Source organism: Sphingomonas sp. GW821-FHT02B09, from assembly GCF_059421875.1.
Window position 1 is genome coordinate 973446 of record NZ_JBWKVV010000002.1, and the last position, 23223, is coordinate 996668.

The 23223-nt window shown below is 67.4% G+C and carries 22 protein-coding genes; 4 read left to right on the plus strand and 18 right to left on the minus strand.

Annotated features, from left to right (window positions below):
- Positions 1-126: 126 nt before the first annotated feature.
- Complete coding sequence (locus tag AC07U4_RS12550) at positions 127-1365, minus strand: threonine ammonia-lyase (protein WP_495195595.1); 1239 nt, start codon at positions 1363-1365, stop codon at positions 127-129.
- Between the two features lie 104 nt (positions 1366-1469).
- Here AC07U4_RS12550 and AC07U4_RS12555 point away from each other — a divergent pair, with 104 nt between their 5' ends.
- Positions 1470-3104, plus strand: coding sequence for an amidohydrolase (locus tag AC07U4_RS12555; RefSeq protein WP_495195867.1), 1635 nt, complete (start codon positions 1470-1472; stop codon positions 3102-3104).
- Positions 3105-3119: 15 nt separating this feature from the next.
- Here the strand turns inward: AC07U4_RS12555 and AC07U4_RS12560 are convergent, their stop codons facing one another.
- From AC07U4_RS12560 to AC07U4_RS12570, 3 genes are all read right to left on the minus strand, one after another.
- Positions 3120-3290 (minus strand): hypothetical protein, encoded by a 171-nt coding sequence (locus AC07U4_RS12560; protein WP_495179250.1) that lies wholly within the window; start codon positions 3288-3290, stop codon positions 3120-3122.
- Between the two features lie 215 nt (positions 3291-3505).
- Positions 3506-4201, minus strand: a complete 696-nt coding sequence (gene ctrA, locus AC07U4_RS12565; RefSeq protein ID WP_038663154.1) for a response regulator transcription factor CtrA — start codon at positions 4199-4201, stop codon at positions 3506-3508.
- A gap of 129 nt (positions 4202-4330) precedes the next feature.
- Positions 4331-5431, minus strand: a complete 1101-nt coding sequence (locus AC07U4_RS12570) for an AI-2E family transporter (RefSeq protein WP_495195596.1) — start codon at positions 5429-5431, stop codon at positions 4331-4333.
- A 244-nt stretch (positions 5432-5675) separates the two neighbouring features.
- Here AC07U4_RS12570 and AC07U4_RS12575 point away from each other — a divergent pair, with 244 nt between their 5' ends.
- Positions 5676-6533: a 2,4-didehydro-3-deoxy-L-rhamnonate hydrolase gene (locus AC07U4_RS12575; RefSeq protein WP_137899069.1), complete on the plus strand. Its 858-nt coding sequence runs from the start codon at positions 5676-5678 to the stop codon at positions 6531-6533.
- A 219-nt stretch (positions 6534-6752) separates the two neighbouring features.
- On the opposite strand, the gene AC07U4_RS12580 is transcribed toward AC07U4_RS12575, so the two are convergent.
- The 3 genes from AC07U4_RS12580 to AC07U4_RS12590 form a co-directional block, all read right to left on the minus strand.
- A complete protein-coding gene (locus AC07U4_RS12580) occupies positions 6753-6926 on the minus strand; it encodes a hypothetical protein (RefSeq protein ID WP_169742549.1) in 174 nt (57 codons plus the stop codon).
- A 112-nt stretch (positions 6927-7038) separates the two neighbouring features.
- Positions 7039-8022: a sensor histidine kinase gene (locus tag AC07U4_RS12585; protein ID WP_495195597.1), complete on the minus strand. Its 984-nt coding sequence runs from the start codon at positions 8020-8022 to the stop codon at positions 7039-7041.
- A complete protein-coding gene (locus tag AC07U4_RS12590) occupies positions 8009-8764 on the minus strand; it encodes a Crp/Fnr family transcriptional regulator (protein WP_495195598.1) in 756 nt (251 codons plus the stop codon). The genes AC07U4_RS12585 and AC07U4_RS12590 overlap by 14 nt, the downstream gene beginning before the upstream one ends.
- A 97-nt stretch (positions 8765-8861) precedes the next feature.
- Between AC07U4_RS12590 and AC07U4_RS12595 the strand changes: the two genes are divergently transcribed.
- The gene (locus tag AC07U4_RS12595) at positions 8862-9266 is read left to right on the plus strand and encodes a response regulator (protein ID WP_495195599.1); all 405 of its coding nucleotides are present in this window, start codon (positions 8862-8864) and stop codon (positions 9264-9266) included.
- A 276-nt stretch (positions 9267-9542) separates the two neighbouring features.
- Here AC07U4_RS12595 and pnp read toward each other — a convergent pair whose 3' ends face one another.
- From pnp to rimP, 11 genes are all read right to left on the minus strand, one after another.
- Positions 9543-11930: a polyribonucleotide nucleotidyltransferase gene (gene pnp / locus AC07U4_RS12600; protein ID WP_495195600.1), complete on the minus strand. Its 2388-nt coding sequence runs from the start codon at positions 11928-11930 to the stop codon at positions 9543-9545.
- Between the two features lie 211 nt (positions 11931-12141).
- Positions 12142-12411: a 30S ribosomal protein S15 gene (gene rpsO / locus AC07U4_RS12605; RefSeq protein WP_038663138.1), complete on the minus strand. Its 270-nt coding sequence runs from the start codon at positions 12409-12411 to the stop codon at positions 12142-12144.
- A 20-nt stretch (positions 12412-12431) separates the two neighbouring features.
- Entirely contained in the window at positions 12432-13499 is a 1068-nt protein-coding gene (gene truB / locus AC07U4_RS12610) for a tRNA pseudouridine(55) synthase TruB (RefSeq protein WP_495195601.1), read from the minus strand.
- Between the two features lie 10 nt (positions 13500-13509).
- Positions 13510-14199: a site-2 protease family protein gene (locus AC07U4_RS12615; RefSeq protein ID WP_495195602.1), complete on the minus strand. Its 690-nt coding sequence runs from the start codon at positions 14197-14199 to the stop codon at positions 13510-13512.
- 340 nt (positions 14200-14539) lie between these two features.
- Complete coding sequence (locus AC07U4_RS12620) at positions 14540-15148, minus strand: thymidine kinase (protein ID WP_495195603.1); 609 nt, start codon at positions 15146-15148, stop codon at positions 14540-14542.
- A gap of 13 nt (positions 15149-15161) precedes the next feature.
- Positions 15162-15548, minus strand: a complete 387-nt coding sequence (gene rbfA, locus AC07U4_RS12625; protein ID WP_171009497.1) for a 30S ribosome-binding factor RbfA — start codon at positions 15546-15548, stop codon at positions 15162-15164.
- Positions 15549-15666: 118 nt separating this feature from the next.
- Positions 15667-18516 (minus strand): translation initiation factor IF-2, encoded by a 2850-nt coding sequence (gene infB, locus AC07U4_RS12630; RefSeq protein WP_495195604.1) that lies wholly within the window; start codon positions 18514-18516, stop codon positions 15667-15669.
- A complete protein-coding gene (locus tag AC07U4_RS12635; protein ID WP_495195605.1) occupies positions 18513-19247 on the minus strand; it encodes a DUF448 domain-containing protein in 735 nt (244 codons plus the stop codon). The genes infB and AC07U4_RS12635 overlap by 4 nt, the downstream gene beginning before the upstream one ends.
- A 111-nt stretch (positions 19248-19358) precedes the next feature.
- Positions 19359-19598: a tautomerase family protein gene (locus AC07U4_RS12640; RefSeq protein ID WP_038663118.1), complete on the minus strand. Its 240-nt coding sequence runs from the start codon at positions 19596-19598 to the stop codon at positions 19359-19361.
- Positions 19598-21238, minus strand: coding sequence for a transcription termination factor NusA (gene nusA, locus AC07U4_RS12645; protein ID WP_495195606.1), 1641 nt, complete (start codon positions 21236-21238; stop codon positions 19598-19600). The genes AC07U4_RS12640 and nusA overlap by 1 nt, the downstream gene beginning before the upstream one ends.
- A gap of 1 nt (position 21239) precedes the next feature.
- A complete protein-coding gene (rimP, locus tag AC07U4_RS12650; RefSeq protein WP_137899058.1) occupies positions 21240-21827 on the minus strand; it encodes a ribosome maturation protein RimP in 588 nt (195 codons plus the stop codon).
- Positions 21828-21990: 163 nt separating this feature from the next.
- Between rimP and AC07U4_RS12655 the strand changes: the two genes are divergently transcribed.
- Positions 21991-23133: a PQQ-dependent sugar dehydrogenase gene (locus tag AC07U4_RS12655; protein ID WP_038663112.1), complete on the plus strand. Its 1143-nt coding sequence runs from the start codon at positions 21991-21993 to the stop codon at positions 23131-23133.
- The last annotated feature ends 90 nt before the right edge of the window (positions 23134-23223 follow it).

Below are 23223 nucleotides of genomic sequence, written 5' to 3' on the forward strand. Positions count from 1 at the left end.
CGATGTCGGCTCAAGCCTTTCCCCTCGCCGCAGAGTGGACCCCGGAACACGTCCGGGGTGACGGGGTGGGTTTGGCAGACGGCGGGCTTACACAATCGTCATATGCGACAGCCCTTCCGGACGACGCTACGCCTGTTCCACCATGCTCGTCTCATAGCCGCCGTCGCGCAGGGCGGCGATCAGGCGGTTGAGGTGGTCGCGGTCGCGCGCCTCGCATTCGATCTCGGTGAACAGGCCCTTGGCGGGCAGCGAGGTGAAGATGCGCTGGTGATAGACTTCGATGATGTTGACGCGCTGCGCGTCGAAGATGCGCGCGACATTGTACAATGCACCCGGCTGGTCCTGCATCCGCACGCGCAACCGCGCCAGCCGCCCCGACCGCGCGAGGTCGCGCAGCAGCACGTTGGCGAGCAGCCGCGTGTCGATATTGCCGCCGCACAGGATGATGCCGACGGTGCGGCCCTTGAACCGCTCGGGATAGGCCATCAGCGCGGCGAGGCCGGCGGCGCCGGCGCCCTCGACGACGGTCTTCTCGATCTGGAGCAGCAGGCTGACCGCCTCCTCGAGATTGCGCTCGCCGACCAGCACGATGTCGTCGACCAGTTCGGCGACCATCCGCGCGGTGATGCCGCCCGGCTCCTTGACCGCGATGCCCTCGGCGAGCGTGTCGCCGGCGCAGGGCAGGTCAGTGCCGTTGATCCGGTTGTACATCGACGGGAACAGCTCGGCCTGCACGCCGACCACCTCGATCGCATGATCCGCGGCGCGTGCGACGATCGACGTGCCCGAAATCAGGCCGCCGCCGCCGATCGGGATCAACAGCGTGTCGAGCCCCGGCACGTCCTCCAGCATCTCGACCGCCGCGGTACCCTGGCCGGCGATGACGCGCGGATCGTCGAACGGGTGGACGAAGGTGAAGTCGCATTGCGCCTCGAGCACGCGGGCATGGGCGTAGGCGGCGTCGAACGTCTCGCCCTCCAGCACGACATTGGCCTTGTGGCCCTCGGTCTGCATCACCTTCACCGTCGGCGTGGTGCGCGGCATGACGATCGTCGCGGGGATGCCGAGCCGGTTGGCGTGATAGGCGAGGCCCTGCGCATGATTGCCCGCCGAGGCGGCGATGACGCCCTTGGCGCGCGCCTCCGGCGACAATTGCAGCAAGGTGTTGAGCGCGCCGCGTTCCTTATAGGCGGCGGTGAACTGGAGGTTCTCGAACTTGAGATAGACCTTCGCACCGGTCATCTCGCTCAGCGTCTTGCTGATCAGCGTCGGCGTGCGGACGATCGCGTCGCGGATGCGGGCATGGGCGGCGCGGACGTCATCGATGCTGACGGGCAAAGCGGTTGCGGCGGGGTTCGAGGCCATATCGGTCCCGCTAGACCATCTGGTGCGGCGGGGGAACACCGCTTATGCGGGACGGCATGGCACAATGGGTTATCAGCGGGCGCACCGGCGGCGTACTCAAGGCGATGTTGCTGGCGACGGCATGGATGCTGCCCGCGGCGGCGGGGGCGGACGGGATCGTCGACAACGTCAACGGGCTGACGCTGGACAAGGACGGCAAGGTCGTCCGCTTCCAGGCGTTGCTGGTGACGCCCGACGGGCATGTCGCCAAATTGCTCGGCGCGAAGGACAAGCGTCCCGACAAGCTCGACTGGCGGGTCGACTTCAAGGGCAAGACGTTGCTGCCCGGGATGATCGACGCGCACGGCCATGTCATGGAACTGGGCTTTCGCGCGCTCGAACTCGATCTGTCCGAGACCAAGAACCTCGCCGAGGCGCAGGCGAAGATCACCGAATACGCCCGCGCCAATCCCGACAAGGCGTGGATCATCGGCGGCGGCTGGAATCAGGAGGCCTGGGGTCTCGGCCGCTTCCCCACCGCCGCGGAGCTCGACGCGGCGGTCGGCGACCGGCCGGTGTGGCTGGCGCGCGCGGACGGTCATGCGAGCTGGGGCAACAGCGCCGCGTTGAAGGCGGCGGGGGTGACCGCCAAGAGCGTCTCGCCCGCCGGCGGGCGGATCGAGAAGGGGGCAGGGGGCCAGCCCGCCGGCGTGTTCGTCGACGCCGCGCAGAGCCTCGTCGCCAAGGTGGTGCCGCAGCCGCTCGGCAAGGATCGCAACGCCGCCTTCGTCAAGGCGCAGACCATCCTGCTCAGTTATGGCGTCACCGCCACCGCCGACATGGGGACGAGCATCGAGGACTGGCTGACCTATCGCCGCATCGGCGATCTGGGTGGGCTGCGCGTGCGCATCATGAGCTACGGCATGGGCGTCGACACGACGGTGCAGATCGGCGGCACCGGGCCGACGCCGTGGCTGTATGCCGACAAGCTCAAGCTGGTCGGGGTGAAGCTCTATGCCGACGGCGCGCTGGGCTCGCGCGGCGCGTGGCTGAAGGCACCCTATGCCGATGCGCCGGGCCAGTCTGGCGCGGGCTTCATGACCGACACGGTGCTGCGCAACCTGATGAGCCGCGCGGCGATGGACGGCTATCAGGTCGCGGTTCACGCGATCGGCGACCGCGCCAATGCCGAGGTGCTCGATGCGATCGACGAGATGGCGCAGACCTACAAGGGCGACCGGCGCTGGCGTGTCGAGCATGCGCAGATCGTCGATCCCGTCGACCTCCCGCGCTTCGGCAAATATGGCACGATCGCCTCGATGCAGCCGACGCACGAGACCGGCGACCGGGTGATGGCGGAGGCGCGGCTGGGGCCGCAGCGGCTGACCGGCGCCTATGCCTGGGCGTCGATGCTCAAGAACGGATCGAAGCTGGCGTTCGGATCGGACTATCCGGTCGAGCGGCCCGATCCCTGGGCGGGCTGGGCGGCGTCCTTCACCCGGCAGGGCGCCGACGGCCAGCCGTTCGGCGGCTGGCGCCCGGAGGAAGCGGTGACGCGCGAACAGGGCTGGTGGGGCTTCACCGGCGGCGCGGCCTATGCCGGCTTTGCCGAGGATCGCATCGGCCGGCTCGCGCCGGGGATGCAGGCGGACTTCATCATCGTCGACCGCGATCCGTTGCTCGCCTCGCCCACCGACCTGCGCGCCACGAAGGTGCAGGAGACGTGGGTGGGCGGCTACAAGGTGTGGGAGCGGAAGTAACCGCTCCCGGGACGGTCAGAGGTCGGCACCGCCGGCGTCGATCATCTCGAGCGCATGCGCGAGGTGGACCGCGGCGATCTGCGCCGAGAAGGACTGCAATCCGTCGAGCAGCTCGAGCGCGTCGAGGATCATATATTTGGCGCTCAGCGCCGCTTGATTGGTCGCGGTATCGATTGCGGTCGGCATGGGCCTGATCCTCCCCCTGTTGGTAAGTCCTTTTTATTATACGATTCTCTAAAGGGATATTAACGTTTGGGAAGACAGGCTTCCTGATCTCGATCAAGATTCGGGTTGGAAATGGCCGTGCCGGGTCGCGCCTGCGATCCTCACAACGCAACAAAAAAGCTGCGACATTGGACATGCCGCAGCTCTTGTTCGCCGGACGTGGCGCAAATGTCAGATCAGGCGACTGCGCCAATTTCTTCTGGTTCGCGAAGCACATAGCCGCGACCCCAGACCGTCTCGATATAATTTTCGCCTTCGCAGGCGAGGCTGAGTTTCTTGCGCAGCTTGCAGATGAAGACGTCGATGATCTTCAGCTCGGGCTCGTCCATGCCGCCGTAGAGATGGTTAAGGAACATCTCCTTGGTCAGCGTCGTGCCCTTGCGCAGCGAGAGCAGCTCGAGCATCGCATATTCCTTGCCGGTCAGATGGACGCGGCTGCCGTCGACCTCGACCGTCTTGGCATCGAGATTGACCGCGAGCTTGCCGGTGCGGATGACCGACTGGCTGTGCCCCTTCGAGCGGCGGACGACGGCGTGGATACGCGCGATCAGTTCCTCGCGATGGAACGGCTTGGTGACGTAATCGTCGGCGCCGAAGCCGAAGCTGCGCACCTTCGAATCCATCTCGTTGATCCCCGACAGGATCAGCACCGGGGTCGCGACGCGGGCGACGCGCAGCTTCTTGAGCACGTCATAGCCGTGCATGTCCGGCAGATTGAGATCGAGCAGGATGATGTCGTAATCGTACAGCTTGCCGAGATCGAGGCCCTCTTCGCCCAGATCGGTGGTGTAGACGTTGAAGCCTTCGGTCCCGAGCATCAGCTCGATCGCCTTGGCGGTGGTCGGCTCGTCCTCGATCAACAGCACTCGCATCGCGTCGTCCCCTGCTGGCCATACCCTGAGCACCCCTGCTGCACGGCTCGACCCGATTCATTAACCAAAGAACATCTGAAGGCAAAAGGTTAATTAGGGTTTAATCCAGCGGCTGCCGGACCACATGGGTTAATCTTTTTTCACCTCCTCGTCGGGGTCCGTCGGCGTAAGGTCTGGACCCAGCAAGGTTTGATGGCGGCTGCGCGGAATATCCTCGCCCAGAACCTCGCGCAGGTAGAGGCTGCGCACGAGCGTAAAGATGACCACGAGCAGCGCGGCGGAGAAGAACAGGCCGAAGATGCCGAAGATCACGCCGATGCCGATGATCGCGAAGACGGTGATCGCCGGCGGAATCGAGATGACGCGCGCCTGTACATAAGGGGTGATGAAGTTGGTCTGGATCAGCCGCACCAGCGCATAAGTGACGAGCGTGCCGATCAGCGGCCCGGTCCCCTGCGTCGCGGCGAGGCCCAGCGCCGGGATCATCGCCGCGGTCGGACCGATATAGGGGATGAACTCCGACAGGCCGGCGAGCAGGCCGAGCGCCGCGGCGGAGGGCACGCCCGAGATCCACAGCCCGACGCCGACCAGCACGCCCATGCTGGTCATCAGGATCAGCGACGAGCGCAGCCACAGCCGCAACGTCGAGCCGACGTCGAACAGCGCATCCTCGATCGCCGGCCGCTTGCCGCGCGGGATCAGGAACAGGAAGCCGCGCTGGTAGATGCCGGGATCGGCGGCGAAGAAGGCGGCACCGACGAGCAGCAGCAGGCTGTTGAGCAGCAATTCGCCGCCGCCCTGGACGAGCCCGCTGACGTCCTGCGCGGCCTGCGAGCCGGCATAGGCCTGTTGCACCGCATCGACGATCTTGGCGCCGACCGGACTGCGCGACGCCCAGGCGGCGAGCTGGTCGAGCAGGCCGGGCAATTGCGTGACGAGCACGTTGACCTGTTCGCGGAACTGCACCCCGAACAGCCAGACGAGGAAGCCGACGATGCCGAAGGCGGTGGCGATGCCGAGGCCGAGCGACGCCTTCTCGGGGACGCGCAGGTGATCGCGATAGAGATCGGCGATCGCGTGGATCGCGATCGCGCCGAGCATCGAGCCGAAGGCGAGGATGAGCAGATTGCCCGCCTTGAACAAAGCCGCGGCGACCGCGGCGATGACGAGGATGTAGAGGATGCGGCGGATGAAGCGGGCGTCGTCCGCATCGGGGGCGAGACGGTTCACGCGCGCGCCCGGCCGGGAGATCGTGCGCAGGCGGCAGTGGTCACGGACGTCTCTCCCCGGCGCTGCGATTCGGCGCGCCGCAGGTGTAACGTATAATCGGCGAAACGGGTGCAGGACCTTCGTCGCCGCGGCCCTGCCTGCGTCGGTGGGGTTTCGCCGGCGCGGCGGCGGTTGTACGGAGCGGCGCAACATCGTGGCGTCCTTGCGTTTTCCGGCGCCCTTCCTCTTACCGAAAGAGCTCCTCATGAAACTCTGCCGCTTCGGCCAGCCCGGCCAGGAACAGCCCGGCCTCGTCGACGATGCCGGTCGCATCCGCGACCTGTCGGGCGTGGTCGCCGACATCACCGTCGATGCGATCCCCGCGGTGCGCGCCGCGGACGTCGCGGCGCTGCCGGTGGTCGACGGGACGCCGCGCTACGGCGTGCCGGTCAAGGGCATCGGCAAGATCGTCGCGGTCGGCCTCAACTATCGCGATCATGCGATCGAATCGAACCTGCCGATCCCGACCGAGCCGATGATGTTCATGAAGGCGCTGTCGAGCCTGTCCGGCCCGAACGACGACGTCATGCTGCCCAAGGATTCGACGCACAGCGACTGGGAGGTCGAGCTGGGCGTGATCATCGGCAAGACCTGCCGCTACGTGTCCGAGGATGCGGCGCTCGACCATGTCGCCGGCTATGTGCTCGCCAACGACGTGTCTGAGCGGTTCAACCAGAAGCAGCGCGGCACGCAATGGTCGAAGGGCAAGGGCCACGACACCTTCTGCCCGGTCGGCCCGTGGCTGGTCACGCCCGACGAGATCGGCGACGTGCAGGCGCTCGCCATGCACCTCGACGTCAACGGCGCGCGGATGCAGACCGGCAATACCAGCACGATGATCTTCGATCTCAAGCAGCTGATCAGCTACGTCAGCGAATATGTCACCTTGCTGCCGGGCGACCTGCTGATCACCGGCACCCCGCCCGGCGTCGGCGAGGGCAAGAAGCCGCAATCGATCTACCTCAAGGCGGGTGACGTGATGGAGCTGGCGATCGACCGGCTCGGCACGCAGCGCCAGCAGGTCGTCGCGTGGCGCCATCCCGGCGATGCGGCACGGGCCTGAAGCTGCGGATCGGGCGCGGTACGATGTGCCGCCCCGGTTTCCAACATCAGATCCGTCACCCCGGACTGGTTCCGGGGTCCACCGGACCGCAAGGGGGCCGTTATCCCCTCAAGCCGTTCTCCTCGCCGCAGAGTGGACCCCGGAACCAGTCCGGGGTGACGGGGAAGGGCCGGGAACACTGCACACCCGCCCGGAAGATCTCGTGCGACTATTCTGCGGTCACGCGGGATCGGAACGGGTGTTGCCCTCGCCGGCGTCGGCGATCAGTTGCGCGTAGCAGCGCGCGAGTTCGAGATGGACGCGGCGCCCGTCGGTATCGCGCGCGCGCTCGGCGAGCTGTCGTTCCTGGCGTTCGCGGCGGACATAGAATTCGATATCGGCTGACATCTGCATGGCGCGCCTCCCGTTCGAAATCATTCCCCGCCGCTCTGGGTCTGCGCGGCAGGCAATTCATCTATAACGGTTTTTTCGCAATTCCGAATTCAATTGGATCAACCCGGCGACGCTATCCCACGCCGTCGAGCGGCAGCGCGATCGCGCATCGCATGCCGCGATCGGCGAAATCGAGCGTCACCGTCGCGTCGACCTCGTAACGCAGGCTGCGGGTGAGCAGTTCGAGCCCGAAGCCCTCGCCGACCGGCGCCATGACGCCGCCGGCGGGCAGATCCTCGTGCCACTGGATGTGGAGCTGGCGCCCGCCTTCGTCGTCGTCGCCGCCCGCGGTCGACCAGCGGATGTCGAGGCGGCCGTCGTCGCGGCGCAGCGCGCCGTGCTGGACAGCATTGTCGGTCAGTTCGTGGAAGGCGATGCCAAGCTGATCGGCGAGCCGCGGCGGCAGCCGCACCTCGGGGCCGCCATAGTCGACGCGGCCGCCGACCTGATGCGCGAGCAGTGCGTCGGCAAGCAGCCCCTCCAGGTCGACGCCCTGGTCGCCGGCGCGCATGATATGGCTCTGCGTCCGCGCGAAGGCGGCGAGACGGCCATCGAAATGGTTGCGATAATCCTCCACCGTATCGCTGTTCTCCGCGGTGCGCCGCGCGATCGAGCGGATGATCGCCATCGCGTTGCGGATGCGATGGTGGAGCGCGGCGCGCAGCCGGCCTTCGCCGGCGAGTCGCTGGTGCAGGTCTGAAATGTCGATCGCGCTGCCGCGCCAATCGTCGGTGCCGTCGCCGGCGGGCATGCCCTGCACGCGCAACCAGCGATAGTCGCCCGTCGCGACCGCGCGCACGCGCAGATCGGCGCTGAACAGCCGGGTCGTGCGCGCGCGATACCAGCCGGCGGTGAGCGCGGCATGATCGTCCGGATGAAGGCAGGCGAGCCAGCCGCTTCCCGCGCGCTCCGCCGCGCTTTGCCCGGTCAGCGACGACCAGGCGGCGGCGAAGGCGAGGCTGCCCCCCTCGGCGGCGGCGTGCCAGTCGATCGGGCCGCACGCGGCGGGTGGGTCGGCAGCGGTGGCGACGATGGCGGGAGGATTACCCGTTGGCATCCAGATGCCGTCCTTCGTGATCGAGGTGGAGATAGGCCGGATTGAACATCGCGACATCGCACAGCCCGTCAAGATCGAGCGCCTCGAACTCGCGCCCCTTCCAGCGGATCAGGTGGCGCGAGCGCAGCTCCTGCACCATCCGGTTGACGTGAACCGGCGTCATCCCCGTCGCTTCGGCCAGGTCGGTCTGGGTCAGCGGGATCTCGCAGCGTGCACCGTCGACCATGCCGACGACGCGCAGGCGAAAGATCAGCTCGCAGAAGAGGTGCGACAGCCGTTCCAGCGCATCGCGCTGACCCAGATTCACCGTCCATTCGCGCTGGATCGCCGCACCGGTCAGCGCGTCCCACCACAAGGCCTGATTGACGCGCGGGCCGAGCGCCGCCAGCGTCTCGATCTGGTCGCGCGGGATTTCGACGTAGCGCACGGGGGTCAGCGCGCCGACCGAATGATCCATTTCGCGCAGGATATAGCCGTGCACGTCGCAGAGGTCGCCGGGCAGGTGGAAGGCGATGATCTGTCGCCGCCCGTCCTCCAGCGTCTTGTAGCGGAACGCCCAGCCGTCGACGATCAGGTTGACGCCGCGCGGACGATCGCCCTCGCGGATCAGGTCGCGGCGCTGGCGTACCGCGAGCGGCGGTCCCGCGCACGCCGTCTCGATTGCCGCGCGTTCGTCGTCGGCGAACACGACATAGTGCTGCAGCCGGGTGAGCAGGCGATTGGAGAGTGGCGCAGGTGACATGGGGAAACTTGACAGCATTTGTCGCTTCTGCTCGCTTACCCATGTTAAAGCCGTCGGCGACTGATTCATTATCCCTTGTTTTACAGGGAGTAGCTCAATGACATCAGCAGCAGCATCACCGCTGGCCGGGCGATCCATCCTCATCGTCGAGGACGAATATCTGATCGCGGACGATCTGGCGCGCGATTTGCGCGCGGTCGGCGCGCAGGTGATCGGGCCGGTCGCCTCGCTGCCGCAGGCGATGCGGCTGCTCGCCGAGGCCGAAGCGCCCGATGTCGCGATCCTCGACATCAACCTGCGCGAGACGTTGGTCTATCCGCTGATCGACCATTTGCTCGCGGCCGAGGTGCGCGTGCTGATCACCAGCGGCTATGACGCGGCGATCATCCCGGACCGCTATCGCGCACTGCCACGCTGCGACAAGCCGGTGTCGACCGGCCATCTGCGCGCCGCGGCGGAGCAAGTGTGGACCGGCGCCACGGTGTCGATGGCGACGCCCTGACGGCGCATCCCGGACGGCCATCAAATCCGTCGCCCCGGACTCGTTCAAAGCCAGCGCAGTGCTCCTGCGAACGCAGGAGCCCAGAGCCAAGCAAAACAACGTCTTATGGCGTTCGGAGACTCCTGGGCTCCTGCTTTCGCAGGAGCACTGGGGGAGTTCGCAGCGGTCTCGACTTGTTCCTGAGTGACGGGGTGGGCTGGGGAACACGGCGGAATGCCACGAAAAAGGGGTCCGGCATCGCTGCCGAACCCCTCTTGCTCACGTCGATCCGCAGGATCAGTCGCGCGTCTCGGTCAGGAAGGCCGGCGCGAACTCGGGGGCGGGGCCGTCGTCGTTGCCGCCACCGTTGCGCGGGCCGCGATCGCCGCCCTCGCCGCGGGGACCACGGTCGCCGCCGTCACGACGCGGACCACGGCCAACGCCGTCACGTCCGCCGCCGTCGCGCCGCGGGCCACGGTCGCCACGGCCACCGCCGTCACGATCGCCGCCGCCGCTGCGCGGACCGCGCGGACCACGGTCACCGCCTTCGCGGGGCTCGCGTGCCGGACGCGTGTCCTCCAGCTCGGCACCGGTTTCCTGGTCGACGACGCGCATCGACAGGCGGACCTTGCCGCGCGGATCGATCTCGAGGACCTTGACCTTGACGGCCTGGCCTTCCGAGAGGACGTCCGAGACCTTCTCGACGCGCTCGTTCTTTATCTCCGAGACGTGGACGAGACCGTCCTTGCCGCCCATGAAGTTCACGAAGGCGCCGAAATCGACGAGGTTGACGACCTTGCCGTCATAGACCTTGCCGACTTCCGCTTCCTCGACGAGGCCCTTGATCCACTTGATCGCGGCGTCGATCTGCGCCGGATCGGACGAGGAGACCTTGATGACGCCCTCGTCGTCGATGTCGACCTTGGCGCCGGTCTGCGCGACGATCTCGCGGATCACCTTGCCGCCGGTGCCGATGACTTCGCGGATCTTCGACTTGTCGATCGAGAAGGTCTCGATGCGCGGCGCGTGCGCCGACAGCTCCGAGCGGGTCTCGCCGAGCGCCTTGGCCATCTCGCCGAGGATGTGCGCGCGGCCCTCATGCGCCTGAGCCAGCGCGACCTTCATGATCTCTTCGGTGATGCCGGCGATCTTGATGTCCATCTGCAGCGAGGTGATGCCCTCGCTGGTGCCGGCCACCTTGAAGTCCATGTCGCCGAGGTGATCCTCGTCGCCGAGGATGTCCGACAGGACGGCGAAGTCCTTGCCCTCGAGGATCAGGCCCATCGCGATGCCCGACACCGGGCGCTTCAGCGGCACGCCGGCATCCATCATCGACAGCGAACCGCCGCACACCGTCGCCATCGAGGACGAGCCGTTGCTCTCCGTGATGTCGCTGGTGACGCGGATCGTGTAGGGGAATTCCTCCTTGGTCGGCAGCACCGGGCGCAGCGCGCGCCACGCCAGCTTGCCGTGACCGACTTCACGACGACCCGGCGCACCGAAGCGGCCGACTTCACCGACCGAATACGGCGGGAAGTTATAGTGGAGCATGAAATTCTGGTACGACAGGCCGCCGAGGCCGTCGATCATCTGCTCCGCGTCGCGGGTGCCGAGCGTGGTGGTCGCGATCGTCTGCGTCTCGCCACGCGTGAACAGCGCCGAACCGTGCGCGCGCGGCAGGAAGTGGACTTCCGCCTCGATCGGACGGACCGTCTTGGTGTCGCGACCGTCGATGCGGCGGCCGGTCTTGAGGATCGCGGTGCGGACGATGTCCGCCTCCAGCTTCTTCACCAGCTTGAGGCTGGCGAGATAGGCCTGGGGATCGCTGTCCTTGAGGTCGGCCATGCCTTCACGTGCTTTCGCACGGGCTTCGTTGATCGCGGTCTGGCGGGCCTGCTTGTCGGTCAGCTTGTACGCCGCCTCCAGGTCCTTGCCGATCAGCTTCTTGAGCTTGGCCTTCACGCCGGCGCTGTCGTCCTGGACCTTGAGTTCCCAGGGCTCCTTGGCTGCCTGTTCGGCGAGCTTGATGATCGCGTCGATGACGTCCTGCGACGCGCGATGCGCGAACATCACGGCGCCGAGCATGACGTCTTCCGACAGCTCGTTGGCTTCGGACTCGACCATCATCACCGCGTCGTGCGTCGCCGCGACCATCAGGTCGAGGTCGCCGTTGGCGACTTCGGCGTCCGACGGGTTGAGCTGATATTCGCCGTCCTTATAGCCGACGCGCGCCGCGCCGATCGGGCCCATGAAGGGCACGCCCGACAGCGTCATCGCGGCCGAGGCGGCGATCATCGCCAGCAGATCGGGCTCATTCTCGCCGTCATAGCTGAGCACCTGCGCGATGCAGTTGATCTCGTTGTAGAAGCCCTCGGGGAACAGCGGGCGGATCGGACGATCGATCAGGCGGCTGACCAGCGTCTCACGCTCGGTGGCGCCGCGCTCGCGCTTGAAGAAGCCGCCGGGGATGCGGCCGCTGGCGGAGAACTTCTCCTGATAATGGACGGTCAGCGGGAAGAAATCCTGGCCTTCCTTCACCGACTTCGCCGCGGTGACGGCGCAGAGCACGACCGTCTCGCCGAGCGTCGCGATCACCGCGCCGTCGGCCTGGCGGGCGACCTTGCCCGTTTCGAGGGTCAGCGTCTGGCCGCCCCACTCGATCGATACCTTCTTGGCATTGAACATGTATTTTCCTTCACTCCCCGAGCCAGATGCTGCGGGGGGCCTGTCTCGCGGGCTAGCCGGCCCGCGTCGGTATGGAGCGTCTTGTCGCTCCCGTGGATCGGGGCCGAATTGCCCGTCTCCGCTACCCGGCTCATGCCGGTATTCGTGAATTCGTGATGTCCGCCTGTAGCACGGACATATGAAAAGGGCGACCCGAAGGCCGCCCTCATCGTTACTTGCGAAGGCCGAGCTTCGCGATCAGGTCGAGGTACCGCTGACCGTCGGTCTTGCGGAGATAGTCGAGCAGCGAGCGCCGCTTGTTGACCATCATCAGCAGCCCGCGGCGCGAATGGTTGTCCTTCTTGTGACCCTTGAAATGCTCGGTCAGGTTCTTGATGCGCTCCGACAGGATCGCGACCTGGACTTCCGGCGAACCGGTGTCGCCTTCCTGGCGAGCATGTTCCTTGACGACTTCGGCCTTGCGCTCTGCGGTAATGGTCATGTGTCAGTCCTCGACATCGTTCAAAGGTTGAAGCCACGGACGACGCGGGCCTCTGCGGCCTCGACCTCTATCAGCGCGACCGGGATATCCCCGTCACACGCGAAATATTGGCCATCGTCCCCGGCGATCCCGCTCAGAACGCGCCCCTGGCGGAGCGCCCCTGCCTGTTCGGGCGTGAGGGATAGAGCCGGGATGTCGTCCAGCCCCGCCCTCAATGGCAGGATTATCTGTTCAAGGCTGCGCGCCATACCGGCTTCGGCCAATTTGTCCAGCGATATCGCGGGGGCGAGGTCGAACGGCCCCGCCTTGGTGCGGCGGAGCATCGTGACGTGACCGACCGTGCCGAGCGCCAGCGCGATGTCGCGCGCGAGGGAGCGGATATAGGTGCCCTTGGAGACGTGCGCGGTAAGGGTGATCTCCCCCAATTCCTCCCTCGCGTCAGCGGGAGCGCAGGGTCGATCATGCCCCCGGCATGATCTTGGATTGCCGGGGGCAATCCAACCCTGCGCTGGGGACCGCTCGCCGCAGGCGAGTGGTGGAGGGGGCGTTTCCACAGACGCAGAGGTCGCCGTATCCTCCCCCTCCGTCAGGCCTGCGGCCTGCCACCTCCCCCTGGCGGGGGAGGAGTTTAACGAATGGATCGTCACCTGCCGCCCCGCCAGCACCACCTCTTCCCCGGCCCGCGCCAAGTCGTACGCCCGCGCGCCGTCGACCTTGAGCGCCGAATAGGCCGGCGGCACCTGCGTGATCGGCCCGGTGAAGCGCGGCAGCACCGCCGCGACCTGCGCCGCGGTCGGCCGCACGTCGGAGGTCGCGATCACCGCCCCCTCCGCATCGAGCGTATCGGTCTGCTCGCCGAAGCGGATCGTGAAATCGTAGACCTTGTCGCTGTCGAGCATCCGCCCGGCGAGCTTGGTCGCCTCGCCCACCGCGACCGGCAGCACCCCGGTCGCCAGCGGATCGAGCGTGCCGCCATGGCCGACCTTGAACTTGCCGTAACCGCCCTGCCGCAGCGCGCGCTTGACCGCGGAGACGACCTGCGTGCTGCCCAGCCCCAAAGGCTTGTCGATGATGATCCAACCGTGCATCGCGCGGCCGTTAGGCGATTGCGGTCGCCAAGGCCAGGAACCAGCCGATCACCGCCTGCGCCGGCGGCCCGACGACGCGCCCGACCAGATCGGCGCCGGGGAAGACCATCGGCAGCACGACCAGCACGAGGATCAGCAGCAGGAAGCCGAACCGCCCGATCTTGGCATATTGCGCGGCGAGCGGCCGCGGCAGCAGCCCCTCGACGACATGGCCGCCATCGAAGGGCGGCATCGGCAACAGGTTGAAGATCGCGAGGAAGACGTTGACCAGCAGGAAGTTGACGAGATTGGCGAGCACGAAGGCGGCGACCCCGACCGGCGCGGTGCCGCCCGCGGTCGCGCCGATGACACCGATCGCGATCGCGGTCAGCGTCGCGAGCGCGAGGTTCATCCCCGGCCCGGCGAGCGCCACCGCGACCATCCCCCAGCGCGGGTTGCGCAGCCGCTGCTCGATCACCGGCACCGGCTTGGCCCAGCCGAACACCGGCGCACCGGCGATGGCGAGACCGAGCGGCAGGATCACTGTACCGACCGGATCGACGTGGCGGATCGGATTGAAGCTCAGCCGCCGCTGCTCCTGCGCGGTCGGATCGCCGAGCCATTTCGCCATCCAGCCATGCGCGACCTCGTGGAAGACGATCGCGATCACCAGCGGGATGATCCAGACGGCGGTGCGATAGACGATGTTCTCGGGGTTCATGCGCGCGATATGGCGTGGGGCAGGGCGCCGCGCCAGAGTGCAGCGGTTCGCCTCCCCCGCCGTCCGTGCTGAGTCTCAATGCCCTTCGACAGGCTCAGGGCAAACGGGGAGGGGTGGGCGCCTCGCTGAGATGCGGGGGGCATAGCACCACATGCCGCGGTTCGCCTTCCCCATCGTTCGTGCTGAGCCTGTCGAAGCACGATGAGACTCAATGCCCTTCGACAGGCTCAGGACAAACGGGCGGGGTGCGCGCCTCGCTGACATGCGGGCGGCGCAGCGCGACTTGCCGCGGTTCGCCTTCCCCACCGTTCGTGCTGAGCCTGTCGAAGCGCGGTGAGACTCAATGCCCGTCGACAGGCTCCGGGCAAACGGGAGGGGCGAGCGCCTCGCTGAAATGCCGGCGGCACAGCGCGACATAAAGGTCGTTGCCGCCGATCTCGGTCTGCGCGCCCTCGGCGATCGCACGACCTTGCGCATCGACGCGCAGGTTCATGATCGCCTTGCGCCCGCACACGCACACCGATTTGATCTCGATCAGCGCATCCGCGATCGCGAGCAGCCGCGCCGATCCCTCGAACAACCGCCCCTGGAAATCGGTGCGCAGTCCATAGGCAAGCACCGGCACGTTGAGCACGTCGCAGATCCGTGCCAATTGCGCGACCTGCCCGGCGGAGAGGAATTGCGCCTCGTCGACCAGCACGCAGGCGAGCGGCTCGCGCGCCTGCCGCTCGGCGACGCAGGCGGCGAGGTCGGTGGCCGCATCGAAGGGCGTCGCCGGCGCCTCGAGCCCGATCCGGCTGGTGATCGTCCCCGCCGCGAAACGATCGTCCACCGCAGCGGTGAACAGCATCGTGTTCATGCCCCGCTCGCGATAGTTGAAGTCGGCCTGCAACAGCGTCGTCGACTTGCCCGCATTCATCGATGCGTAGTAGAAATAGAGCTTGGCCACCGACTAAGCCCCGTCAATCCTCGCCCAGATCGCGCGCCACCTCGGGCTTGCGGAGCAGCGCGTCGATGTGGCTGCCCTCGTCGAAGCTCTCGTCGCTCAGGAACTTGAGCTTGGCGGCATATTTGGTCTGGATTCGATGCGCGACCTCGCGCTGCAGATAGGCGGTGTTGGTGCGCAGCGCCTTGAGCACCTGTTCCTCGTCCTTGCCGAGCAGCGGCTTCACGAACACCGTCGCGTGGCGCAGGTCGGAGGACATGCGGACCTCGGTGATCGAGACCATGTGCTTGGCCAGCGTCTCGTCGTGCACGTCGCCGCGCTGGAGGATCTCCGACAGCACGTGGCGGACCTGTTCGCCGATGCGCAGCGCGCGGACCGATTTATCCTGGGGATCTTTGTTCATGATTCCTTTTACCCCCTCCCGGCGGGGGAGGGAGGGTGAGGGCAGGAGGCATGCCGCCTTCACCCGTCCGCCGCCTGCGGCAGCGCCCTCCCTCTCCCGGATGGGAGAGGGACATGGTTTAGAGGGTGCGTTCGCGCATCTCGACTTCGAACGTCTCGAGGAAGTCGCCGGGCTTGATGTCGACGAAATTCTGCGTGAACGTCACACCGCATTCCAGACCGGCGCGCACTTCGGCGACATCGTCCTTGAAGCGGCGCAGCGACGCGATCTCACCCTGATAGATGATGACGTCGTTGCGCGTGATGCGCGCCTTGAGCGCCTTGCGGATGACGCCGTCGACCACGAGCAGACCGGCCGCCTTGCCGTGCTTGCCCGCCGAGAAGACGTCGCGGATCTCCGCCCGGCCAACCACGGTTTCGAACGCTTCCGGCCCGAGCTCGCCCGCCATGCCGGCGCGGATCTCGTCGATCAGGTCGTAGATGACGTCATAGTACTTCAACGCCACCTTCTGCCGATCGGCGATCTCGCGTGCCTTGGCATTGGCGCGGACGTTGAAGCCGATGATCGGCGCGCCGCTCGCACCCGCCAGCGTCACGTCGCTCTCGGTGATGCCGCCGACGCCCGAGTGCAGCACCCGCGCCTTGATGAGATCGGTCGAGATCTTGTTGATCGACGCGACGATCGCCTCGACCGTCCCCTGGGTGTCGGCCTTGACCACCAACGGATATTCGATCGCGGCATTGGCCTTGAGCGCCGAGAACATGCTCTCGAGGCTCGCCGGCGCCGTCGTGGTGCGCTTCTGCGTCAGCACGCTCTGGCGATATTCGGCGACCTCGCGGGCACGTGCCTCGCTCTCGACGACCTGCAACGGATCGCCTGCCGAGGGAACGCCGGTCATGCCGAGCACCTCGACCGGCATCGCCGGGCCGGCTTCCTTCACCTGACGGCCCTTGTCGTCGATCAGCGCACGAACCTTGCCGCTCTCCGCGCCGATGACGAAGACGTCACCGACCTTCAGCGTGCCGCGATTGACGAGGATCGTCGCCACGGGGCCACGGCCCTTGTCAAGCTTCGCCTCGATCACCGTACCCTCGGCGGCGCGATCCGGATTGGCGCGCAGTTCGAGCAGTTCGGCCTGGAGCTGGATCTTCTCGATCAGCGTGTCGAGCCCGGTCTTCTTGAGCGCCGAGACCTCGACGTCCTGGACGTCGCCGCCCATTTCCTCGACCACGACCTCATGCTCGAGCAGACGCTCGCGCACGCGCTGGGCATTCGCCTCATATTTGTCGATCTTGTTGATCGCCACGATCATCGGCACGCCGGCCGCCTTGGTGTGGTTGATCGCCTCGATCGTCTGCGGCATCAGCCCGTCGTCGGCCGCGACCACCAGCACCACGATGTCGGTGACGTCGGCGCCGCGGGCACGCATCTGCGTGAACGCCTCATGGCCCGGCGTATCGAGGAACGTGACCTTCGACTTGTCCTTCAGCGTGACCTGATAGGCGCCGATATGCTGCGTGATGCCGCCGGCCTCGCCGCGTACCACGTCGGTGCCGCGCAACGCGTCGAGCAGGCTCGTCTTGCCGTGATCGACGTGACCCATGATCGTCACCACCGGCGGACGCGGCTTGAGCGACTCGGTCGAATCCTCTCCGGTGTCGAGCGCCAGATCGATGTCGCTGTCGCTGACGCGGACGATGTTGTGGCCGAATTCGGTCACCAGCAGCTCGGCGGTGTCCTGATCGATCGTCTGCGTCATCGTGACGGGCATGCCCATCTTGAACAACGTCTTGACCAGATCGGCGCCCTTCTCCGCCATACGGTTGGCGAGTTCCTGGACGGTGATCGCCTCGGGAACCTGGACGTCGCGGATCTGCTTGGCCTGCTGTTCGCGCGGGCCGCCGAAGTGACGCTTTTCCTTTTCACGCGCACGCTTGAGCGCGGCGAGGCTGCGCGAGCGCGCACCATCGTCGCCGAGCGCGCGGTTGACGGTCAGCTTGCCGCCGCGACGCTCGTCGCCCTTGCGGTCACGCTGCGTCGGCCGGCTCGGCGGTGCGTTGCGCGGCGTCGCCTGACCCGAAGGCAGGTTGCGCGACGCAGCGCCGCCGGCGCCACCGGCATTGCCCGTCGCGGTCGTCGCGGCAGCAGCCGGCGCGGCCGCAGGGGCCGGTGCAGGCTTGGGCTGCGGCTTGGGGATTTCCGGACGGGCGACCGGCGAGAACCGACGCGGCGCGGGCAGCGACGGATCGCGACCGAAACCGACGATCGGTGCGGGCGCCGGGGCCGGCGCGGGGGCCGGTGCCGGAGCGGGCGCAGCGGCCTCGACCGACGCAGGTGCAGGAGCAGGTGCCGGAACGGGCGCCGGCGTCGGTGCGGCGACAGGCGCGGGCGCCTCGACCGGTGCCGGCGGCACGACGCGCTCGACCGGGCGGAAGCCACGGCCGGCGGGGGTCGGTACGACGGGTGCGGCGACCTGCGGTGCAGCCGGGGCGGGTGCCGGTGCGGCGACCGGTTCCGGTGTCGGCTCGGGAGCGGGCGTCGGTGCCGGAGCGGCAGCGGCGGCGGCCTTCTCGGCGGCGCGGGCGCGTTCGTCCTCGGCAGCCTGCGCACGCGCGGCTTCCTCGCGACGGCGCGCATCCTCCAGCGCGTGCATGCGCTGGTCCTCGGCCTCGCGCAGCATGCGCGCCTGACGCTCCTGCGGCGTCTCGTTCGACGGCGCCGGACGTGGAGCAGGGGCGGGGGCGGGCGCCGGAGCAGGCGCGGCGACGGGCGCCTCGACCTGCGGTTCGGGCGCGGCCTGCGCCTCGCCCGGACGGCCGAGAACGCGCCGCTTCTTCGTCTCCACGATCACCGTATTGGACCGGCCGTGGCTGAAGCTTTGCTTCACCTGGCCGGTCTCGACCGTGCGCTTCAGCCCCAAAGGCGCGCGCATGCCAAGTTTCGGCTTATCGTTGTCGGTGTCGCTCACTCAAATTCCTCGTTCACGTCTACGGCCGGTCGCAGCCCGTCGGATACATCCCCCGGAAATACAGGGGGAAGTCCGGGCGCCGATGCGCCTTGCGAGGCCGTTTCGCAAGGCACGGGAGGGGTTTCAGGTCCGATAAAATGCAGCCAGCGGTCGAGCGCATCGCTCACCCGCGCGGCGGCAGCGCGGTCGGTCAGGCCGATGTGTACCACATTCTCGCGGCCCAGCGCCAACGACAATATGGGGCGGGGCATCGGCAAAACCAAGCCCCTCAGCGTCGATCCCTCGCGGTCCGAGCCGATCCGCCACGCCTGGTCGAGCTTGCGGTTGCCGTCGGTGCCGGCATCCGCCGCGTGATAGAGCGCATGGAGCTGCCCTGCGCGCGCCGCCGCCTCGATCTTCTCCGAGCCGGTCAGCAGCGTGCCCGAGCGCGATTCGAGCCCGAGCCGGTCGAGCGCGTTGCGCTCGAGTGCGGTGGCGATCCGCGCGGGCAGATCGTCGGGGATGACCAGCTCGGCGCCCTTGAAGGCACGCGCGAGCGCGCCGCGCAGCTTCTTCTTGGCGATCGCCTCTTCGAGTTCGGCGCGGGTGACGCCGATCCACGCCCCGCGGCCGGGCGCCTTGGCGCGCACGTCGGGCAGCACCTGCCCGTCGGGCGCGATCGCCAGCCGAATGAGGTTGTCGCGTTCGTCACGATCCTGCGTCAGGATGCACTTGCGGACGGGATCGGTCATGCGCCGCCCCCCGCGGTGGAGTTCACACCGAGAGCCATAGCAGGCGCACGCGTCCCCGCGGTCACCCGCGAATCGCGTCGCCCGTCGCGAACCTGCTGGAGCCCTAGCGCCTCATTGTGAGGGAACCGCATGCGCGTCCTCCCTCGATGGCGCGGCAGGGGCGGCGTCGCGGTCGGCGATCAGCTGGCCGCCGGCGCCGTAATTCTCCGTCGAGACCTCCTCGATCACGACCTGCACCGCGGCCGGGTTCTTGCCCAGCCGCGTGACCAGCGAGGTCGTCACGTCGGCGACGATCCCCGCTTTCTGCTCGCGGGTCGCGCTGCCCGCCAGTCGGATCGAGACGAACGGCATCAGCCTTCCTCCGCCTCGCTCTTCGCGTCCTCGCCTGCTTCGGCCGTCTCGGCCGCGGCCGGGGCCTCGTCCTCGGCGAACCAATGCTGGCGCGCGGCCATGATGATCTCATTGCCCTGTTCGTCGCTCAGGCCATATTCGGCCAGGATGCCGCCCTTCGGCTCGGGGCGCTTGGGCGCGTCCTCGTTGCGGCGGCGCGGCTCGACGCGCTTCTTCTCGACCAGTTCGTCGGTGGCGAGATCGGCGAGATCGTCGAGCGTCTTGATCCCCGCCTTACCGAGCGTGACCAGCATCGCCTCGGTCAGATACGGCATGTCGATCAGCGCGTCCTCGACGCCCAGCGCGGTGCGCTCCTCGCGATTGGCGGCCTCGCGACGGTCCAGCGCTTCCTGCGCGCGGCTCTGCAGCTCCTGGCCGAGGTCCTCGTCGAAGCCCTCGATGCCGGCGATCTCGTCGAGCTCGACATAGGCGACCTCTTCCAGCGCGCCGAAGCCCTCGGCCACCAGCAGCTGCGCCAGCGTCTCGTCGACGTCCAGTTCGTTCTGGAACATCTCGGTCCGCTCGGTGAACTCCTTCTGGCGCTTCTCGCTGGCATCCTGCTCGGTGAGAATGTCGATCGCCTTGCCGGTGAGCTGGCTGGCGAGGCGCACGTTCTGGCCGCGGCGGCCGATCGCGAGGCTGAGCTGGTCGTCGGGGACGACGACCTCGATCCGCTCCTCTTCCTCGTCGATCACGACGCGGCTCACCGAAGCGGGCTGCAAGGCGTTGACGACGAAGGTGGCGATATCGGGCGACCAGGGGATGATGTCGATCTTCTCGCCCTGCATCTCCTGCACGACGGCCTGGACGCGGCTGCCCTTCATGCCGACGCAGGCGCCGACCGGATCGATGCTCGAATCGCGGCTGATGACGCCGATCTTGGCGCGGCTGCCCGGGTCGCGTGCGGCGGCCTGGATGGTGATGATGCCGTCGTAGATCTCGGGCACTTCCTGCGCGAACAGCTTCTTCATGAAGTCGGGGTGCGCGCGGCTGAGGAAGATCTGCGGCCCGCGGTTCTCGCGGCGGACGTTGAGGATCAGCGAGCGGATGCGATCGTTGACGCGCACCACTTCGCGCGGGATCTGCTGGTCGCGGCGGATGACGCCCTCGGCGCGACCGAGGTCGACGACGACATGGCCGAACTCGACGCGCTTGACGACGCCGGTGATGATCTCGCCCTGGCGATCCTTGAACTCTTCATACTGGCGCTCGCGCTCGGCGTCGCGGACCTTCTGGAAGATGATCTGCTTCGACGCCTGCGCCTGGATGCGGCCGAATTCGATCGGCGGCAGCGGATCGACGATATAGTCGCCGACGACCGCGCCCTTCTGGAGCTTCTGCGCCTGGGTGACGTCGACCTGCTTGAAATAATCGTCGACCGCCTCGACCACCTCGACGACGCGCCACAGGCGCAGGTCGCCGGTGTTCGGGTCGAGCTTGGCGCGGATGTCGTTCTCGATGCCGTAGCGGGTCTTGGCGGCGCGCTGGATCGCTTCCTCGAGCGCCTCGATGACGATGCTCTTGTCGATCATCTTCTCGGTGGCGACCGAGTTGGCGATCGCGATCAATTCCGCACGGTTGGCGGTGGCGACGGTGGCCATCTTACTTCTGTCCTTCGCTAAGGGCATGATTGTCGTTGGAGTCGGTGTCGTCGGACACCTCTTCGAATTCGTCGGCGCCGTCGCTCGACAGCGGAGCCGTAGCCGCGAGCAGACGGTCGGTGATCGTCAGCTTGGCGTCGTGGATCTGGTCGAGCGCGACCGTCATCGGCTGATAGCCGCGCACGTCGATCGTCACCTTGTCGCCATCGATGCCGACGAGATCGCCGGTCAGGATCTTGCGGTTGTCGATCTTGTCGATCAGCGTGATCTTCGCCTCGTGACCCGCCCAATTGGTATAATCCTGCGGCCGGGTGAGCGGCCGGTCGATGCCGGGCGACGACACTTCGAGGCGATAGGCGTCTTCGATCGGGTCCTTGCCCTCGGCTTCCAGCGCATCGAGCACGTCCGAGATGCGGCGCGACAGATCGGCGCAATCGTCGATCGTCAGCTGGCCGGTGTCGGGGCGCTCGGCCATCACCTGCAACGTGGGGTCGGACTTGCCGCCGAACATCTTCACGCGCACGAGGTCGAAACCCAGCGCGCGGGCTTCCGGTTCGATCAATTGCGTGAGGTGGGCGATGTCCGCCATGCAGGCTCCAGATATGCGTGTCCGCCGCCGCGGAGGGGGTCCCCCGCAGCCTCTTTCACCTGACGATGTAAGAGAAGGCAGGCGTCATATACGCTTACCGCCGCATGGAAACAAGCATCCTCGTCGACCATCGTGCGTATAAGACGGCAACCGGGAGAATATCATGCGACTTGCTCTATTTGCTGCCTTGCCGATCGCCCTCATCGCCTGTTCGGGGAATGCCCCCGCGACCGACGGGAGCCCGCAGGCGGGCGAGACGCCGCCTTCGGCCAAGCCGTTCCGCGAGACGATCGTCGCTGATTTCGTCTCGCCCTGGGCGCTCGCCTTCCTGCCCGACGACCGGATCGTGGTGACCGAGAAGGCGGGGCAGATGATCCTGCTGTCGCCCGACGGCAAACGCCGCCAGACGATCGCGACGCTTCCCGTCGACACGGCGGGGCAGGGCGGGCTGATGGACGTCGTTCCCGCCCCCGATTTCGCGACCAGCAAGCGTATCTATTTCAGCTATTCGACCAAGGGCGCGGGCGGCAAGGGCGTCGTGCTGGCGCGCGGCCGGCTGCGCGACGACGGCCGCGGCGGCGACCGGCTCGGCGAGATCGAGGCGCTGTTCCAGGCGCGGCCGTTCGTCGAGGGCGACGGCCATTATTCGGGGCGCATCGCCTTTTCGCCCGACGGCCAGTCGCTGTTCTTCACCAATGGCGAGCGGCAGAAGTTCACGCCGGCGCAGGACCCGCAGGCGACGCTCGGCAAGGTGCTGCGGCTGACGCTCGACGGCAAGCCGGCGCCGGGCAACCCGCTCGCCGCCAAGGGCTTCGCGCCCGAGGTGTGGAGCTATGGCCACCGCAATTTGCTCGGGCTCGCCTTCGACGGCGAGGGGCGTTTGTGGGAGCAGGAAATGGGGCCGAAGGGCGGCGACGAGGTCAACCTCATCATGCCCGGCCGCAATTACGGCTGGCCCAATGCCTCGAACGGCAGCCATTACGACGGCCGCGACATCCCCGATCACGCGCCGGGCGACGGCTACGAACCGCCCAAGGTGTGGTGGAATCCGGTGATCTCGCCGGGCGGGCTGATGATCTATTCGGGCAAGATGTTCCCGCAATGGCAGGGCGATGCCTTCATCGGCGGCCTGTCGTCGCAGTCGCTGGTCCGCGTCGACCTCGACGGGCAGAATGCGAGGAAGGGCGATCAATGGCCGATGGGCGCGCGCATCCGCGACGTCGATCAGGGGCCGGACGGCGCGATCTGGCTGATCGAGGACGGCGGCAAGTCGCAGGGGCGGCTGATCCGGCTGACGGCGAAATAAGTCCTCCCCCGCCAGGGAGTGCCGGGTTGAACGGCCCCCGGCCGTTCAAAGTCATGCCGGGGGCATGGCCGACCCGGCACTGTGGCACGG

Bases quoted from the DNA above. Each gene is read 5' to 3' on its own strand.
- AC07U4_RS12550 (WP_495195595.1), bottom strand. From the start codon at position 1,365: ATGGCCTCGAACCCCGCCGCAACCGCTTTGCCCGTCAGCATCGATGAC.
- AC07U4_RS12555 (WP_495195867.1), top strand. From the start codon at position 1,470: ATGTTGCTGGCGACGGCATGGATGCTGCCCGCGGCGGCGGGGGCGGAC.
- AC07U4_RS12560 (WP_495179250.1), bottom strand. From the start codon at position 3,290: ATGCCGACCGCAATCGATACCGCGACCAATCAAGCGGCGCTGAGCGCC.
- ctrA (WP_038663154.1), bottom strand. From the start codon at position 4,201: ATGCGAGTGCTGTTGATCGAGGACGAGCCGACCACCGCCAAGGCGATC.
- AC07U4_RS12575 (WP_137899069.1), top strand. From the start codon at position 5,676: ATGAAACTCTGCCGCTTCGGCCAGCCCGGCCAGGAACAGCCCGGCCTC.
- AC07U4_RS12580 (WP_169742549.1), bottom strand. From the start codon at position 6,926: ATGCAGATGTCAGCCGATATCGAATTCTATGTCCGCCGCGAACGCCAG.
- AC07U4_RS12585 (WP_495195597.1), bottom strand. From the start codon at position 8,022: ATGCCAACGGGTAATCCTCCCGCCATCGTCGCCACCGCTGCCGACCCA.
- AC07U4_RS12590 (WP_495195598.1), bottom strand. From the start codon at position 8,764: ATGTCACCTGCGCCACTCTCCAATCGCCTGCTCACCCGGCTGCAGCAC.
- AC07U4_RS12595 (WP_495195599.1), top strand. From the start codon at position 8,862: ATGACATCAGCAGCAGCATCACCGCTGGCCGGGCGATCCATCCTCATC.
- pnp (WP_495195600.1), bottom strand. From the start codon at position 11,930: ATGTTCAATGCCAAGAAGGTATCGATCGAGTGGGGCGGCCAGACGCTG.
- rpsO (WP_038663138.1), bottom strand. From the start codon at position 12,411: ATGACCATTACCGCAGAGCGCAAGGCCGAAGTCGTCAAGGAACATGCT.
- truB (WP_495195601.1), bottom strand. From the start codon at position 13,499: ATGCACGGTTGGATCATCATCGACAAGCCTTTGGGGCTGGGCAGCACG.
- AC07U4_RS12615 (WP_495195602.1), bottom strand. From the start codon at position 14,199: ATGAACCCCGAGAACATCGTCTATCGCACCGCCGTCTGGATCATCCCG.
- rbfA (WP_171009497.1), bottom strand. From the start codon at position 15,548: ATGAACAAAGATCCCCAGGATAAATCGGTCCGCGCGCTGCGCATCGGC.
- AC07U4_RS12635 (WP_495195605.1), bottom strand. From the start codon at position 19,247: ATGACCGATCCCGTCCGCAAGTGCATCCTGACGCAGGATCGTGACGAA.
- AC07U4_RS12640 (WP_038663118.1), bottom strand. From the start codon at position 19,598: ATGCCGTTCGTCTCGATCCGACTGGCGGGCAGCGCGACCCGCGAGCAG.
- nusA (WP_495195606.1), bottom strand. From the start codon at position 21,238: ATGGCCACCGTCGCCACCGCCAACCGTGCGGAATTGATCGCGATCGCC.
- rimP (WP_137899058.1), bottom strand. From the start codon at position 21,827: ATGGCGGACATCGCCCACCTCACGCAATTGATCGAACCGGAAGCCCGC.
- AC07U4_RS12655 (WP_038663112.1), top strand. From the start codon at position 21,991: ATGCGACTTGCTCTATTTGCTGCCTTGCCGATCGCCCTCATCGCCTGT.